The organism is Labrenzia sp. VG12, from assembly GCF_002237595.1.
GTDB lineage: Bacteria > Pseudomonadota > Alphaproteobacteria > Rhizobiales > Stappiaceae > Roseibium.
Genome location: NZ_CP022529.1, coordinates 5,788,044 through 5,802,968 on the forward strand (window position 1 = coordinate 5,788,044; position 14,925 = coordinate 5,802,968).

A 14,925-nucleotide genomic window follows, 5' to 3' on the forward strand; every position below is an offset into this window, starting at 1 on the left:
CGCAGCAGGCGCTTTCGGCTGAAGTCTGACCTCGCAACGACGAAGCGCGCCTGCACACCGGATTCTTGAAGAGCCTTTGCCAAGGTCTCGTTGATGTAGCGGGCATGACGGTCTTCATAGGCCGAAGGGTCTCGAATGATGACTTCCAGGTCCGCCGCAAGCACCGTTCTGCCGAGGGGGCCGACTTGCAACAGAATAAGCAAAAGGCAGGATAGAAACCTCAGGACATGGTTCGGGTTTTTCTGCATCAAGGGTCTGCACCAGGTGCTTCTTTTTGTTGTCAGACTGAATCATAGATACTTTCGAATGTTTTTAAAGTTGGTATCACTGCGGACACGAGATCATGATCTGCTGACCGCGTTCTCACACCTGAACAAAACTGGCCGGCAATCGAAGCGTGACGCCTTGTCAAACACGCAGGCGCCCGGCCTGCCTGCGTTCGAGCGCAGCAGATCCCAAACGGGGTAACCCGGAGAAGCGGTGCAGCCTGCGTTTGCGGGCAGATCTCCAAAGACTAATCTACCAAATTGAAAACAGATAAGGATCGGCTACAGTCTCCGCCGCGGGCCTAAAGCGCGGCAAGGACCTCTTCCGGTCCTTCGACCGTCAGCGTCACACCGTCTTCGGTGTAGTCGCGTGACAGCACGGTGAGACCAAGGCCGTCGATCCGGCGTTCCAGCTCCGAGCTTGCGGCGAAGTCCGCGCTGACCTGTTTCACCAGCATCTTCTGAAACGGAACGAGCTCGGCATTTGCAATCGCGTCCTGGGCCGCGCCGGCATAGGCGCGGGCGAGGCCGCCGCCACCGAGTTTGGTTCCCCCGAAATAACGCACGATCAGGACGGCGCAATTGATCAGGCCGGCACCCTGCAGGACCCGCAAGGTGGGCATGCCGGACGTGCCGGCAGGTTCGCCATCATCCTTGCCGCTTTCCTCGATGCGGCCATCGTCCAGAAGGCGTCTGTGCGCGGTGACGACGTGGTTGGCTTTCCGGTGTTCCTTGCGCAGCTCCTCCAGGCGCTGCTCGAACAGGTCCAGCGGCACCAGATGCGCCAGAAAGCGCGACTTCCGGTCTTCCAGGAAACCTTCGAATTCGCTTGTGACGGTTTTAATAGAAGTATCTCCGGTACCAGGGAGTGGTATCGCCTGTGAAGCAGCTTCCATTGAAATACACGTTGCAGCTTGGTTTGTAGATTTGATCGTTTGCAAAAAGGAATGACCCTGTAAAACCGATGCCCTTGTAGGCCTGGATGGTGAATGCATATTCGCAGGTGTCCTTCCGCGGATCGCCTTTGAAGAAATGGGTTCTGCATTCGCTCCAGTGGCAGATGTTTCTATTTTGAAGGATCAGTGTGGTCGCGGTGATTTCGTTGCTGTCTTCTGACCAGCTGTAGCGCCCGCCAAGAAAGAGGTTGTGACCACTTTCCTTAAGCTCCTCCAAAATCTGCGAAGGAAGTCCTCTGCAGCTCGCAAATTCCGAGTAGAAGCGCTCGAAGACTTCGGAGGGGACAACCGTATCAATCGAGAACAATTGGTTGGAGGAAGAAGTCAGCTGAAGACCGAACAGCCCGACCAGGCACAACAGGGCGATCCAAAATGTTCTTCTCGTCCGAATGCTTTTTCTCCCGCGTCAGGTTATGCAGGGACCCTGAAATGCTTGGAGAGTTTCAGCGCCTGACCCTGGTAGTTGGAGCCGATGCCCTCGCCATAAAGCCGCTGCGGCCTCTCGGCCATGTGTTCATAGACGAGCCGGCCGATGGTCTGGCCATGTTCGACGATGAAGGGCACATCGTGGGAGCGGACTTCCAGAACGGCTCTGGAGCCGATGCCGCCGGCGCCCGCGTGGCCGAAGCCCGGATCGAAGAAGCCGGCATAGTGAACGCGGAACTCGCCGACCAGCGGGTCGAAAGGCACCATCTCAGCGGCATAATCCGGCGGCACATGCACAGCTTCCTGGCTGACCAGGATGTAGAAGGCATTCGGGTCGAGGATCAGCTCGGCATGCTGTCGCCGATAGATCGGCTCCCAGAAATCGAGCGGGTCCTGTGCGCCGACCTTGTCGACATCGATCAGGCCGGAATGATGTTTGGCGCGGTAGCCGATCAGGCTGTTCTCGCCATCGCCTTCCAGGTCGATGGAAAGCTGCACGCCATTGCCGATGCGCTCGTTGCCGCCGCTCATCAGGGTGTGGGTCTTGTGCACCTCTTCCAGGACGCTGTCGGCGATCAGGGACTGGCCGCGGCGGAAGCGGATCTGGCTGAGGCGTGAGCCCGAGCGTACCAGGATCGGGAAGGTCAGCGGCGAGATTTCCGCGTAGAGCGGGCCGGTGTAGCCGGCCGGGATGGTGTCGAAGGCGAGACCGTTGTCGGTGATGACGCGGGTGAAGACGTCGAGCCGGCCGGTTGAGCTTTTCGGGTTCGCGGTCGCGGAAATGTCGGCGGCCAGAGCCAGGCTTTCCTGCAGGGGCACGATATAGACACAGCCGGTCTCCAGAACGGCACCCTCGGAAAGATCGACCGTGTGCAGTTTCAGCTGTTCCAGCCGGTCGGCGACCTTGATCTCCGGGCCGGGCAGGAAACTGGCACGCACCCGGTAGGCCACCTGGCCGAGGCGCAGGTCGAGACTGGCGGGCTGGATCTGGCCCTCCACCGGGGGCAGGGCGGCGGCGATCTCGCCGGCGGAGAACATGGCCTCAATGATACGTTCGGGCAGGATCCCCTCGGCGGAGAGAGTTGCGCTTCCGTTCAAGGTCTGGCCCGCTGTCACGTTCATCTTTTTGTCCTGCTTTATTCTCTTCTATCGTCCTTAACGGATGCGGCGCGCTGCGCCAACAGGCTTTGCGGCGCCAGACGAGAATTCGGCAAAGAACATTGACCGGCGCGGCGTTTTCCCGTAGGAGAAGCGCACCTCGTGGTGATTTGGGCCGGCCGGCTTGCAGCCACGTTAAACAAGTTGCTAAAAAGGCCGGAGGTGCGAACCCCGGTCTTGAGGCTGGGGTTTTTTGCGTTTGGAGCACTGGAAGACATGACTGAGACCACCAAGACCGGAAACAAGAACTGGCGTCCTGCCACCAGCCTGGTGCATGGCGGCACCATGCGGTCGCCCTTTGGTGAGACCTCCGAGACCATCTACCTGACGCAGGGCTTCACCTATGCCGGTGCGGAGGCCGCCGAGGCGCGCTTCAACGGCGACGATCCGGGTTATGTCTACTCGCGCTATGCCAACCCGACCGTCACCATGTTCGAAGACCGGATCAAGGGACTGGAAGGCGCGGAAGCTGCCCGCGGCACGGCCAGCGGCATGGCCGCCGTCAATCTGGCGCTGATGGCCTCCGTCAAGGCGGGCGATCATGTCATTGCCTCCAAGGCCCTGTTCGGCTCCTGCCGCTATATCTGCGAAACGCTGCTGCCGCGCTTCGGCGTGGAAAGCACGCTGGTCGACGGTACGGACATCGACCAGTGGAAGGCTGCGGTGCGGCCGAACACCCGGGCGATGTTCCTGGAAAGCCCGACCAACCCGACGCTGGAAGTGATCGACATTGCCGCCGTCGCCGACATCGCCAAGGAGTGTGGTGCGCGCCTGATCGTCGACAACGTCTTTGCAACGCCGCTCTACCAGTCGCCGCTTGAACTCGGAGCGGATGTCGTCATCTATTCCGCCACCAAGCATATTGACGGCCAGGGCCGCTGCCTGGGCGGGGTTGTCCTGTCCGACGAGGAATGGATCACCGACGAGGTGATGCCCTTCATCAAGCACACCGGCCCGCATATGAGCCCGTTCAGCGCCTGGGTGCTCTTGAAAGGCCTTGAAACCCTGCCGCTGCGCGTGGCGCGCCAGACCGAAAGCGCCGGCCAGGTGGCCGACTTCCTGGCCGATCAGGCCAAGGTCTCGCGGCTGATCTATCCGGGCCGTGCTGACCACCCGCAGGCCGATGTGGTTGCACGCCAGATGAAGGCCGGCTCCACCATGGTCGCCTTTGAAATCGACGGCGGCAAGGAGGCGGCGTTCCGCTTCACCAATGCGCTTGAGATCATCAAGATCTCCAACAATCTGGGGGATGCCAAGAGCCTGATCACCCATCCGGCCACGACGACCCACCAGTCAATCGGCGAGGAAGCCCGCGCCGAACTCGACATTTCCGACGGCATCCTGCGGCTGTCGATCGGTCTGGAAGACCCGCTCGATCTTCTGGAAGACATCGAAAAGGCCCTCGGCGCGATCTGAGCTTAAGGGGGGCGTGCATTGTGACTTGGGCCGCGTGTCGAACCGGGTTCAGGGCATGAGCGCCGAGTTGTCGGGACTATCCAGAACCGAAAGGCCCGTCGCGCCCCTTTAGGGTTTTTCCCCGCTCGCCACGCTGTCCCCTCCGGTGTCACCCCGGGCGAGCGATGCGAGACCCGGGGCCTACTCGTTGCCAGAGAGCCTGATCGTCTCGCAGAGCGGATCCGCAGAAATTTGAATGCCTGCGCTTCAGCAAGCGGGTCTGCGAGTAGGCCCCGGCTCTCCGCTGCGCTGCGGCCGGGGTGACACAGGTGCGAAGGCCGCACCACTTTGAGCAGAGCTGAACAAGTGGCCTAATATTGCCGGTCCCACTTCGCCAGGCCGTCCCTCCGGTGTCACCCCGGGCGAGCTGCGCGAGACCCGGGGCCTACTCATTGCCAGAGCGCCTGGTCACTTCGCAGGGAGCCTCCGCAGAATTCTTGGTGTCTTGCGCTTCAGCAAACAGCCCTGCGAGTAGGCCCCGGCTCTCCGCTGCGCTTCGGCCGGGGTGACACCGAGGAAATGCTGCAGGATGAAGAACTTGTGAGAGCAGTTTAGTTGTTGCTGGCCCGTCTCCTCCGGTGTCACCCCGGGCGAGCTTGGCGAGACCCGGGGCCTACTCGTTTGCAGAGCGCTTGGTCACTTCGCACAGCGGATCCGCAGAAATTTGAATGCCTGCGCTTCAGCAAGCAGAGCAGCGAGTGGGCCCCGGCTCTTCGCTGCGCTGCGGCCGGGGTGACACCGGTGGTTAAGTCTGAACCTTTACGAAGGCTGCTTTTGAGGCGGTCTAGTGGGAGCAAGCCTGCACACCCGACCACAATGCAAGGGCTGTGGATCGTCAATACGACCTCTCGATCCTGCAAAAACTCCGCCGCCATCCCCTCACTTGCCCCTCCTAAAACCCGTTTTGTGATGTTCGTCACACTTTGCCTGCGCGTGTTTCTTCGCAGTCCGGAGGCGACTGTGCAGAAAACTGCACAGTTCCATATTTTAACACTTTCGCTGGGGAGAGAATTTCCGTTGCGAAAACAATGACATCACGAATTCTCGGCAAGTTGGCACACCCGTTGCAATTCTCTCCCCATCGGCTCCAGACAACGAGCCCCGGAAGTCAACAACAAGAACAGACACTCACTGAACGCACAGCCAGCCAGGAGATTTCAAAATGTCCAACATCGCTTACATCACCATCAAGGGCGCAACCCAGGGCGACATGACGTCCGACGCAACCACCGCCGACAGCATCGGCAACCTGTGGCAGGAAGGCCATGAAGGCGAATCCCTCGTCTATGCCTTCGAACAGAACGCCATCGTGCCCCGTGATCCGCAATCCGGTTCGATCATCGCCACCCGCCGCCACATGCCGACCACCTTCATGAAGCCGGTCGACAAGGCAACGCCATTGCTGTGGCAGGCCCTGGCCACCGGCGAGAGCCTGGAAATCGAAGTCCAGTTCTGGCGCACCTCGACCTCAGGTGTTCAGGAACACTACTACACGATCAAGTTTGAAGACGCGGTTCTGGTGGAAGGCAAGACGATCCTGCCGGACGTCAATGACGAAGCCAACGCCTCCCGCGGCGACACTGACAAGTGGTCCTTCACCTACCGCAAGTGTGACTGGACCCACGAAAAGGCTGGCACCAGCGCGTCCGACGACTACCGCGCCCCAGTCACCTAAGACAAAACGCCTCCGGGCTGCGACCTGCAACGCAGCCCACCTGTCGGACAGGGTGCCCCTCCTGCCGGCTCAAACCGCCCGGTTCTGCGACCGGGCGGTTTTTCTTTGCCTTCCCTTCCGTGTCACCCCGGGCGAGCAACGCGAGACCCGGGGCCTACTCACTTGCAGAGTGGTCGGATTTTCAGAAGGGAGTGGCTGCGCTTCTCTGCCCTTCTTTCTCCCCCTCAGCAAGCGGATCTGCGAGTAGGCCCCGGCTCTCCGCTTCGCTTCGGCCGGGGTGACATTGGGGGAATGGTGCTGCAAGGATGACGGGGAGTTGGGGCGCACTAACTTGCTGTCGTGCCCTCATTTTCAACTGCCTTTGGAGAAATCGGCCTCCCCTCCCGTGTCACCCCGGGCGAGCTTTGCGAGACCCAGGGCCTACTCGTTGCCAGAGCATTGGGATCTTCAAAGGGCATGGCTGCGCTTCTCAGCCCTTCTTGCTCCCCTCAGCAAGCGGATCTGCGAGTAGGCCCCTGCTCTCCGCTTCGCTGCGGCCGGGGTGACATTGGGGGCTTGGCGTTGCAGGTAAGACATCGAGAGTTGGGGAGGGGGGCCGTGAAAGGGTCTCCCCTCCCGTGTCGCCCCGGGCGAGCCTTGCGAGACCCGTTCACCGGAACACCTTGATCGATTTGCCGATTGCGCTGACATGGGTCTCGAGCCGGGTTCTACCTGGCGAAGGCCAGGAAGCCGGCGGCGCCCATCAAGGCAGTGCCGCCGACCTTGTTGAGCAAACCCGGATGCGCCCGCAAAAACCCGAAGGCAGCGCGAGCGCCAGCTGCGTAGAGCATGACAAAGGCGAAATCGAGCGCCGCCATGGTCGGGCACATCAGGAGCAGTTGCGGGCCGAGATCTGCTGTCGGGTCGATGAACTGCGGAAAGAAGGCCGTGAAGAAGACAAGGGCCTTCGGGTTGCCGAAGGCCACCAGAAAACCGGACAGGAACAAGCGGGCCGGGCGGGAAGAGGGCACATCCGGTGTTCCCGGTCCTGCTGATGCTGGCGCTGCGCGCAGCATCCTGAGGCTCATACAGATCAGAACGATGACCCCGCCCCATTTCAGCAACTGAAAGGCGAACAGCGAATTGGCTATCAGGACGCCCAGGCCGATCGCCACCAGAAGCATCTGGATGAGGTTGGCGGTGATGTCGCCCAGGGCTGTGAAAAGCGTCCTCTTTGACCCGAAATGCAACGCGTGCACCATGCCGAGCAGGATGCTGGGGCCGGGGCTCATGGTGAGGATCAGCGCGGCGGCCATAAAGGCCAGATAGGTTTCAAGGGACATTTCTACCACGATACGAAAGGAAGGACATGACGGGAGGGTGTATTCGTGGCATTTCTATCAGAAATGAATGTCATAAAAAAATTACTGAGAGTTATGAAAACACTTCCCGGCTCCCAAGATCTTCCGCTGACCGTTGCCCGTGCCCTCGATCTGATTGGCCGGACCGGCAGTGTTTCGGAAGCTGCCGAGACACTTGGTGTCACGCAGCCCGCGGTCAGCAAGGGGATTGCCCAGCTGGAAGCACGTTTTGGTCTCAGTCTCTTGCAGCGCGGTGCAAGGCCATTGAGACTCACCGAAGAAGGTGAAGCGCTGGCCCGCTTCGCCCGCCAGTCCGACCTGGCGCAAAGCCAGGCCCTGGGGGCACTGGAGGATGCCCGGAGCAACCGCCGCGGCACGGTGCGGCTCGGGTCCTTCGGGTCGTCGGCCTCCTTCCACATCCTGCCGAAAACCCTGGCGGCCTTCGCCCGCAAGCACCCTGGAATTTCCTTGGAGGTTCAGGAATTTCCAGACGACGAACTACGCAAGGTGTTGGCGGAGGGCCTTGTGGATGTGGCGATCCTGTCAATCGAGGTGAACGAGACATTCGAGGTCTTGCCGATCACCGCCGACAAGCTGGTGGCGTTGCTGCCGCTAGGTCATGCGCTGATGTCCAGGCGGCAACTGACCGCCGCGGACCTTGCAGACGATCCGTTCATCTTGACGAAGGGGGGCAGCGGACCGTTGGTGGAGCGCTGGTTCGCGCAAGCCGGCATCAGGCCCCGGATAACGCACACGATCCTGCAAGTGAATTCGATCGTGGCCCTTGTGCAGGCCGGGCTTGGTGTCTCCATCATTGCGGAACAAGCGCTGCCTGATGTGAGCGGCAGGTGCCATGTGGTGCCACTTCATCCGACCGTCCCCAGAACGATCGGCTTTGCGCGGACCGGCAGACCATTTCGTGCGCATGCGCCGGACACATTCTGGCAGTTCTGTAGCCGGTTGGAACTCCTGGGGCCTGACCCCGGGTGACGGGATCTCAGGACTTCCGCAGGGCCTTCACCCCGATGAGCAACCGGGCACCTGCTGAGAGAAAACAGATCGCTGCAAACCCCCAGGCCAGCACCGGGAACCAGTCTGGTACAAGGGCCATCAGAAGGAAAAGCGCAATGGTTTCTGCACCTTCCGCGAGACCGCCGATGTAATAAAGCGATTTCGAGCCTTGCGCCGTGGTCGAGAGCCGGTTCTTTTCCGCCATGATGGCAAAGGCCAGGAAGGCCGAGCCATTGGCGTAGAAGCTCGCCAGCAGCACCGTTGCGGCCAGTGCATTGGCCTCCGGATTCTGCACGGCAAACGCCAGGGGAATGGCCCCGTAGAAGAAGAAGTCGAGCGTGATGTCCAGATAGCCGCCAAGATCGGTCTTGTGGTTGGCGCGGGCAACCGCACCATCGAGGCCGTCGGCTAAACGGTTGAGAGCGATCAGAAAGAAGCCGAGCAGGAACTGGCCGCAGGCAATGGCAATCGCTGCGCCCATGCCCATTGCAAAACCGCAGATGGTGACGGTGTTGGCGCCAATTCCGATGCCGGCGACAAGCCGTCCCAGCTCGTTGAGCGGCGGATTGATCAAGGGGCGCAGGCGGGCATCGAACATGGGGCTTCGGCTTTTTGTGAGTTTGTGCCGCCTACATGCAAAATCCCTCTGCAAATCACAAGCGAATCCGGCCCTTGAACGAACAACCCCCTTTCACGCTTGTGTCATTCGCCCTATAAGCGCCTCCGGAACATTCGGGTTCACACCCTGGCCTGAAGGCAAAAGGAACAATCGTGTCGGGCAGTTACAGTGCCATAACCCATGGGATCGAGGTTTCGGTCGAGCCGTTTTATCTGGACGATGAATCGCAGCCGGATGAGCGCTCCTTTATCTGGGCCTATATGGTCGAGATCCACAATGGCGGCAGCGAACCGGTCCAGCTGAAAACACGTTACTGGCAGATCACGGACGCCATGGGACGCCAGGAAGAGGTCAGCGGCGAGGGTGTGGTCGGAGAGCAGCCGGTGATCGAGCCCGGCGAGACCTACGAGTATTCCTCGCATTGTCCGCTCTCGACCGAGAGCGGCATCATGGCCGGATCCTATTCAATGGAGCGCCCGGACGGTTCGCGCTTCGACGTCATGATCCCGGCCTTTTCCCTGGACCTTCCGGATGCGGTTCACAGCCTGAACTGAGCGCGTCTGCGCTCAGATGCTGAACAGCCCGCCGACAAAGCCGATCAGAAGCCAGAGGATCCACTTGCGGCGATTGAAGGCCGTCAGAAGCGTCACCGCCAGAGTCCCGAAGACCAGATAGAGACCGTGACCGGCAAAGCCGGTGCCAAGCACAATGGCAAACAGGTCCGGATCGGTGTTCTTGGCCAGGTGAAAATGGTCTTCGGCGAAGGTCACCAGACTGTCGGCTGCCAGGCCGCAGACAAAGCCTGCAAAGGCAATCAGCATGCGCGCGCCCCAGTTGACCGGCCTGGGGCCGCTGTGAACGCGGATCCGGCGCATTTCCGTTGCCGGCCGATACCGGCGTACCGGAGCCTGTTGCCGGTGCCGCCGCAGCGGATAGCGAATGCTGACCTGATCCCCGAAAGCCTGTCCGTTCATGCAACCTTCCCACAGCACGTTGATGAGCGTGGTGGCAGACCCTCAGGTCGTTGCCAGGACACCGCTCCCCCGATGTCGGTCATAGGTCAGCGGGCTTTAGGGAAGGGCAAACAAATTCGCTTCAATTTGAACGATCTGCGGATGCGCTTTGTCTGGAGCCGGCCGAGGCCTGGTCATTGATCCAGTTACTCAGAATATCTAGGGCCCCGGGCGCATAGGCTTCGCGGCCAAGGATGGCAAAAGCCAGCTTCGACCAGGCCGGCATGTCACCTTCCGTTTGCTGATTGAACAACGACGCCCTCAACAGCGCATGGGTGCCGTCCGCAATGACGAGGGAGCTGTTGGCGACGTTACGGTCCTGCAGGATCTGGCGGTAGCGGTCCGAATTATAGTCTGGATCGACATTGAGATCGTCGCTGCCATGCAAGGTCAGGACGGGAGCTTTGACCTGAACCAGGTCCTTGCCGGAATCGGCAAGTGCGTTTTTCAGCACAAACCCGAACCGCGCTTCGGACATGGGTGTCCCCGAACGGGTGTCGGAAAGATAGGTTTGGTAGCTGTAGCCTTCGGAGAGAAGGTGCTTGTTGCCGGCAGCTGTCGCCTGCAGTGCGGCGTCAATGTCTTCCGGGGAAGCACCCTCGCGTTCCAGCCGGCGCCGCGTGAGATAGGCACCCTGCCGCAGCCAGTTGACCGCGCCGCCAATGATGACAAAGAAATCCGCCTGTGCCGGTTCCTTTGCCAGGATCGGCACCACCCAGCCGCCTTGCGAGAGGCCGACAAAGCCGGTGGGCGCCCGGGCCAGTTCCGGCTGTGCCCTCACGGCCTCAAGGGCGGCGGTGGCAAGGCCGGCCCTGTCGGTCATGGAAAAGGCCAGCCAGTCGCCGGAGCTCTGGCCAATACCCGGCTTGTCCCAGGAATAGACCGCAATGCCACTGTCCAGAAGTGCGCTGATCATCGGCATGTAACCGCCGCCGCTATAGCGGTCCGCCGGACCGTCGCCATGGACCAAGAGAACAACGGCGGACGTTTCGGCCTCGGGCAGATGCAGCGTGCCGACGACGGACATGTCCTTGAAGCTGAAACTTAATGGCCGGGTCCGGTATTCGGAAAAGTCGAAATCTTCCAGACCCTCGAAGGCGAGGATGAACAGGACCAGGACAAGGGCAATAGCTGTCCCGGCCCAGAAAACGAGCCTTCTACGTTTCAATCAATGCGCTCCGATGTGGTCAGGCTGACCGGTGGCGGGCAATCGCGCTGCGCTCGATCGCAGCGATGGTGAGCTTGTCGAGCTTGAAGCGGTCCCGCAGCAACTGCAGGATGCGCAGCTCTTCCTGCTCAACATGGAGATCGGCTGCCGCGACTTCAACCGCCAGCGCATAGGCTGTGTCGTAAAGTTTGTGCGGCAGCACGTCGCCAACAAGCTCCAGCACCAGCTGCAGACCGTTTTCTTCCTGCAGGATGTCGCCGCAGCGCTGGGCGGCGGGAATGATCCGGCTGCCGTCATAGCCGTCAAAGACCGGCAGCATCTTGACGACGTCGCCGATGGTGGCGAGTTCCATGTCGGTCATTTCATTGTCCGACGCCGAAACGATGACCATCACGTAGATGAGGGCTTCCTGAACGCTGATGGGCTCATTCATAGACACAATTCATTCTCCAGTGGCGCCGGTTCCAGGGCAAATTGAACGCCCGGTTTATAGGCTTGCACGGCAAGCATCAAGTCACGGGCTTGCGACATGTGATTGCACATGCATGCGGCTTGATCTAGTGTCGCGCCGCAGCAATTGGCAGGAAGACACAAAAACCTGCCTGAGCTGCAATCCAACCAATCCCATGAACAGAACGAAATCCAAAATGACCGACCAATCCCTGCCTCCGCTTGACCTTTCGCAAGACTTTGTCGAGGCGGCCCGGAAATCGAAAGCCTGGCCGTTCGAAGAAGCGCGAAAACTGGTCAAACGGATCGAAAAGCGGGATCCGGGCAAACCGGTTCTGTTCGAGACGGGCTACGGTCCGTCCGGCCTGCCGCATATCGGTACCTTCGGCGAGGTGCTGCGCACGACCATGGTGCGCACGGCCTTCCGCCTGCTCACCGAAGACAAGATCCCGACGCGGCTCCTGAGCTTTTCCGACGATATGGACGGCATGCGCAAGATCCCGGAAAATGTTCCGGACCGGGCCGCGCTGGAACCCTATCTGCAGATGCCGCTCAGCGCCGTACCGAACCCGTTCGGCGGCGACTACGAGAGCTTTGCCGCGCATAACAACGCCATGTTGTGTCGCTTCCTTGATACGTTCGGCTTCGACTACGAGTTCGCCAGCGCAACCGAATACTACAAGGCCGGCAAGTTCGACGATGTCCTGATCAAAGCGACGGAAAAGTACCAGAAGATCATGGACGTGATGCTGCCGACCCTCGGCGCGGAGCGCCAGGCGACCTATTCGCCCTTCCTGCCGATCTCGCCGACATCCGGCCGTGTACTCTATGTGCCGATGAAGGACGTCAACCCGAAGGACGGCACCGTCACCTTCGAGGACGAGACGGGTGAAGACATCACGCTGCCGGTCACCGGCGGCAATGTGAAGCTGCAGTGGAAGCCGGATTTCGGCATGCGCTGGGCGGCCCTTGACGTCGATTTCGAGATGTTCGGCAAGGATCACATGACCAACGCGCCGATCTACGACAAGATCTGCAACATCCTGGGCGGCAAGGCACCGGAACACTACGTCTATGAGCTGTTCCTGGACGACAAGGGGGAGAAGATCTCCAAGTCCAAGGGCAACGGCCTGACCATCGACGAGTGGCTGACCTATGCCTCGCCGGAAAGTCTGGCGCTCTACAATTACCAGAAGCCGAAAACGGCGAAGAAGCTCTATTTCGACGTCATCCCGAAGGCGGTGGACGAATACTACACCTTTGTCCAGAAATACGAGCAGATGCCGGTGGAGCAGAAGCTGCAGAACCCGGCCTGGCATATCCATTCGGGTGACATCCCGAAGATCGACATGCCGGTACCGTTTGCCATGCTGCTCAACCTGGTCTCCGCCTCCAACGCGGAGAACAAGGACGTGCTCTGGGCGTTCATCTCGCGCTATGCACCGGGCGTAACCGCTGAAACGCACCCGGCGCTCGATGCCCTGGTCGGTTATGCGATCCGCTACTTCGACGATTTCGTCAAGCCGACCAAGTCGTTCAAGACGCCGGACGAGATCGAACGCTCGGCACTGGAACAGCTCGATGCCAAGCTTGCTTCCCTGCCTGCGGATGCAGATGGTGCGGCCATTCAGGACGGTGTTCTGGACGTCGCCCGCGCCATCGAGCGCTACCAGGACCCGAACAAGAAGGGCCCGGATGGTGGCCCGGGCGTTTCGGTCGCCTGGTTCTCGGCGCTCTATCAGCTGCTGCTTGGTCAGGAAAAGGGCCCGCGCTTCGGCTCCTTCGTGGCGCTTTACGGCATTGCCGAAACCCGCGAGATGATCCGCAAGGCTCTGGCCGGCGAACTGGCAGCCTGACCCAGTCCCGATGTTTCAGAGGCGGCGGCTTCCCGCCGCCTCTGATGACCTGTCAATGTTCCGCGAAGGCTGCCAGGCGAAGCAATGACAGATATTCCGCCCGATAGCCGTGCGGATCGTCTCCCAGGTTTGCCGCAGCAAGCTTTTCGGCGTCCCCGACGCTCCAGTCCCCCAGATAATCCGCGCCTTGCAGCAGCTGGCCGAAGCCCGCAACGGAGGCCGCGAACAGGGCTTCGCCCTCCGGGATGCCGGCGGTGTCTCCGGTCACCGGCGTGGTGATCAGGTGGCTCTGGTTCTCGCCCGGCAGCTTGTAGCGCAGTTTCACAAAAGCCAGCTCATCCGCGAACTCGCCCGCCGCTGCCGGCAAGGCTTCAGGTGTGGCAGGGCCGTAGCGAAGATCATCCAGACGAACCGCCGGCGAGCCGACGGGCGTGATCTCATAGAGTGCGGTCACCGTATGGCCCGCCCCGATATCGCCTGCATCCACCTTGTCATTGTTGAAGTCTTCCCGTTTGAGCGCGCGGGTCTCGTAGCCGATCAGCCTGTATTCGGTGATCGTGGCCGGATTGAACTCGACCTGGATTTTCACGTCCTGTGCGATCGTCACGATCGAACTCACCACCTGGTCGACCAGAACCTTGCGGGCTTCCGCCAGCGTGTCGATATAGGCAGCGACGCCGTTGCCGTTCTGGGCAAGTGTCTGCATCAGCGTGTCGTTGTAGTTGCCGCGGCCAAAACCGAGCACGGACAGGGAGATCCCTTTTTGGCGCTGGTCGGAGATGTAGCGTTTCAGATCGTCGGGGCCCGAAAGGCCGACATTGAAGTCGCCATCGGTGGCCAGGATTACCCTCGCGTCGCCGCCATCTTCCTTCATCTCTTCGGCAATGGCATAGGCGCCTTGCAGTCCCGCATGACCGGCTGTGCTGCCGCCAGAATGAAGGGCATTCAGGGCCCGTACGATGGTTTTCCTGTCATCGACACGGGTCGGTTCCAGAAGCAGTCCCGCCTGGCCGGCATAGGTGACGATGGCGACGCGGTCCTCCGGCCGCAGGCTCGACAGCAGCAAGCGGAAGGCCTGCTGCAGCAGTGGCAGCTTGTTGGGGGCCGACATCGATCCGGACGTGTCGATCAGGAACACCAGGTTCTGCGGCGGCAGCTGATCCAGCGGCACGGAATAACCCTGCAGGCCGATCTGCAGCAGCCTGGTATTCGCGTTCCAAGGCGTTTCAATCACGGAGACGCTGGTGGAGAACGGTATCTCTGTGTCCCCGGGCACCGCATACGCATAGTCGAAATAGTTGATCAGCTCCTCCGGTCGCACCGCTTGAGAGCGGGGCATGCGGCCGTGGGTCAGTTCCGAGCGGACAAAGGCGTATGACGCTGTATCGACATCGATCGAGAAGGTCGAGACCGGAGCATCGGTGACTTTCCTGACCGGGTTGCTTTCGGCTTCGGGAAAGCGTTCCCGGTCGGGAAGACGCTGTGGGGCCACGACAGCTGTTCTTACTCGGCTGGGTTCCGATCGTCTGGCT

Annotated in this window: 14 protein-coding genes and 1 riboswitch; of the genes, 5 read left to right on the forward strand and 9 right to left on the reverse strand. The window is 60.7% G+C overall.

Annotation, left to right across the window (positions count from 1 at the left end):
• Positions 1–568: 568 nt before the first annotated feature.
• From CHH27_RS26735 to CHH27_RS26745, 3 genes are read right to left on the reverse strand one after another with little or no spacing between them, the layout of a single operon-like run.
• A complete protein-coding gene (locus CHH27_RS26735; RefSeq protein ID WP_094074303.1) occupies positions 569–1,162 on the reverse strand; it encodes a YigZ family protein in 594 nt (197 codons plus the stop codon).
• Entirely contained in the window at positions 1,107–1,580 is a 474-nt protein-coding gene (locus tag CHH27_RS28010; protein WP_094074304.1) for a hypothetical protein, read from the reverse strand. The genes CHH27_RS26735 and CHH27_RS28010 overlap by 56 nt, the downstream gene beginning before the upstream one ends.
• A 53-nt stretch (positions 1,581–1,633) precedes the next feature.
• A complete protein-coding gene (locus CHH27_RS26745) occupies positions 1,634–2,770 on the reverse strand; it encodes a 2'-deoxycytidine 5'-triphosphate deaminase (protein WP_094074305.1) in 1,137 nt (378 codons plus the stop codon).
• Between the two features lie 128 nt (positions 2,771–2,898).
• Positions 2,899–2,978, forward strand: a riboswitch (SAM riboswitch).
• Positions 2,979–3,022: 44 nt separating this feature from the next.
• Between CHH27_RS26745 and CHH27_RS26750 the strand changes: the two genes are divergently transcribed.
• Positions 3,023–4,222, forward strand: coding sequence for an O-succinylhomoserine sulfhydrylase (locus CHH27_RS26750; RefSeq protein ID WP_094075038.1), 1,200 nt, complete (start codon positions 3,023–3,025; stop codon positions 4,220–4,222).
• A 1,201-nt stretch (positions 4,223–5,423) separates the two neighbouring features.
• Complete coding sequence (locus tag CHH27_RS26755; RefSeq protein WP_094071493.1) at positions 5,424–5,936, forward strand: Hcp family type VI secretion system effector; 513 nt, start codon at positions 5,424–5,426, stop codon at positions 5,934–5,936.
• 707 nt (positions 5,937–6,643) lie between these two features.
• Here the strand turns inward: CHH27_RS26755 and CHH27_RS26760 are convergent.
• The gene (locus CHH27_RS26760) at positions 6,644–7,258 is read right to left on the reverse strand and encodes a LysE family translocator (RefSeq protein WP_094074306.1); all 615 of its coding nucleotides are present in this window, start codon (positions 7,256–7,258) and stop codon (positions 6,644–6,646) included.
• A 93-nt stretch (positions 7,259–7,351) separates the two neighbouring features.
• On the opposite strand from CHH27_RS26760, the gene CHH27_RS26765 reads away from it, so the two are divergent.
• Entirely contained in the window at positions 7,352–8,266 is a 915-nt protein-coding gene (locus tag CHH27_RS26765) for a LysR family transcriptional regulator (RefSeq protein ID WP_198338309.1), read from the forward strand.
• A 7-nt stretch (positions 8,267–8,273) separates the two neighbouring features.
• Here the strand turns inward: CHH27_RS26765 and CHH27_RS26770 are convergent, their stop codons facing one another.
• Positions 8,274–8,885, reverse strand: coding sequence for a CDP-alcohol phosphatidyltransferase family protein (locus CHH27_RS26770; protein WP_094074308.1), 612 nt, complete (start codon positions 8,883–8,885; stop codon positions 8,274–8,276).
• Positions 8,886–9,058: 173 nt separating this feature from the next.
• On the opposite strand from CHH27_RS26770, the gene apaG reads away from it, so the two are divergent.
• Positions 9,059–9,460, forward strand: a complete 402-nt coding sequence (gene apaG / locus CHH27_RS26775) for a Co2+/Mg2+ efflux protein ApaG (RefSeq protein WP_094074309.1) — start codon at positions 9,059–9,061, stop codon at positions 9,458–9,460.
• A gap of 12 nt (positions 9,461–9,472) precedes the next feature.
• Here the strand turns inward: apaG and CHH27_RS26780 are convergent, their stop codons facing one another.
• The 3 genes from CHH27_RS26780 to CHH27_RS26790 all read right to left on the reverse strand — a co-directional run bounded on the left by CHH27_RS26780 (position 9,473) and on the right by CHH27_RS26790 (position 11,520).
• Complete coding sequence (locus CHH27_RS26780) at positions 9,473–9,880, reverse strand: hypothetical protein (RefSeq protein ID WP_094074310.1); 408 nt, start codon at positions 9,878–9,880, stop codon at positions 9,473–9,475.
• 121 nt (positions 9,881–10,001) lie between these two features.
• Complete coding sequence (locus CHH27_RS26785; protein WP_208988398.1) at positions 10,002–11,087, reverse strand: S9 family peptidase; 1,086 nt, start codon at positions 11,085–11,087, stop codon at positions 10,002–10,004.
• Positions 11,088–11,106: 19 nt separating this feature from the next.
• Positions 11,107–11,520: a tellurite resistance TerB family protein gene (locus CHH27_RS26790; RefSeq protein WP_094074311.1), complete on the reverse strand. Its 414-nt coding sequence runs from the start codon at positions 11,518–11,520 to the stop codon at positions 11,107–11,109.
• A gap of 214 nt (positions 11,521–11,734) precedes the next feature.
• On the opposite strand from CHH27_RS26790, the gene CHH27_RS26795 reads away from it, so the two are divergent.
• The gene (locus tag CHH27_RS26795; protein ID WP_094075040.1) at positions 11,735–13,393 is read left to right on the forward strand and encodes a lysine--tRNA ligase; all 1,659 of its coding nucleotides are present in this window, start codon (positions 11,735–11,737) and stop codon (positions 13,391–13,393) included.
• A gap of 52 nt (positions 13,394–13,445) precedes the next feature.
• Here the strand turns inward: CHH27_RS26795 and CHH27_RS26800 are convergent, their stop codons facing one another.
• Positions 13,446–14,885: a VWA domain-containing protein gene (locus CHH27_RS26800; protein ID WP_247646164.1), complete on the reverse strand. Its 1,440-nt coding sequence runs from the start codon at positions 14,883–14,885 to the stop codon at positions 13,446–13,448.
• Positions 14,886–14,925 lie beyond the last annotated feature (40 nt).

Coding starts and splice junctions, on each gene's coding strand:
- CHH27_RS26735 (WP_094074303.1), bottom strand. CDS start 1,162: ATGGAAGCTGCTTCACAGGCGATACCACTCCCTGGTACCGGAGATACT.
- CHH27_RS26745 (WP_094074305.1), bottom strand. CDS start 2,770: ATGAACGTGACAGCGGGCCAGACCTTGAACGGAAGCGCAACTCTCTCC.
- CHH27_RS26750 (WP_094075038.1), top strand. CDS start 3,023: ATGACTGAGACCACCAAGACCGGAAACAAGAACTGGCGTCCTGCCACC.
- CHH27_RS26755 (WP_094071493.1), top strand. CDS start 5,424: ATGTCCAACATCGCTTACATCACCATCAAGGGCGCAACCCAGGGCGAC.
- CHH27_RS26760 (WP_094074306.1), bottom strand. CDS start 7,258: ATGTCCCTTGAAACCTATCTGGCCTTTATGGCCGCCGCGCTGATCCTC.
- CHH27_RS26765 (WP_198338309.1), top strand. CDS start 7,352: ATGAAAACACTTCCCGGCTCCCAAGATCTTCCGCTGACCGTTGCCCGT.
- CHH27_RS26770 (WP_094074308.1), bottom strand. CDS start 8,885: ATGTTCGATGCCCGCCTGCGCCCCTTGATCAATCCGCCGCTCAACGAG.
- CHH27_RS26780 (WP_094074310.1), bottom strand. CDS start 9,880: ATGAACGGACAGGCTTTCGGGGATCAGGTCAGCATTCGCTATCCGCTG.
- CHH27_RS26790 (WP_094074311.1), bottom strand. CDS start 11,520: ATGAATGAGCCCATCAGCGTTCAGGAAGCCCTCATCTACGTGATGGTC.
- CHH27_RS26795 (WP_094075040.1), top strand. CDS start 11,735: ATGACCGACCAATCCCTGCCTCCGCTTGACCTTTCGCAAGACTTTGTC.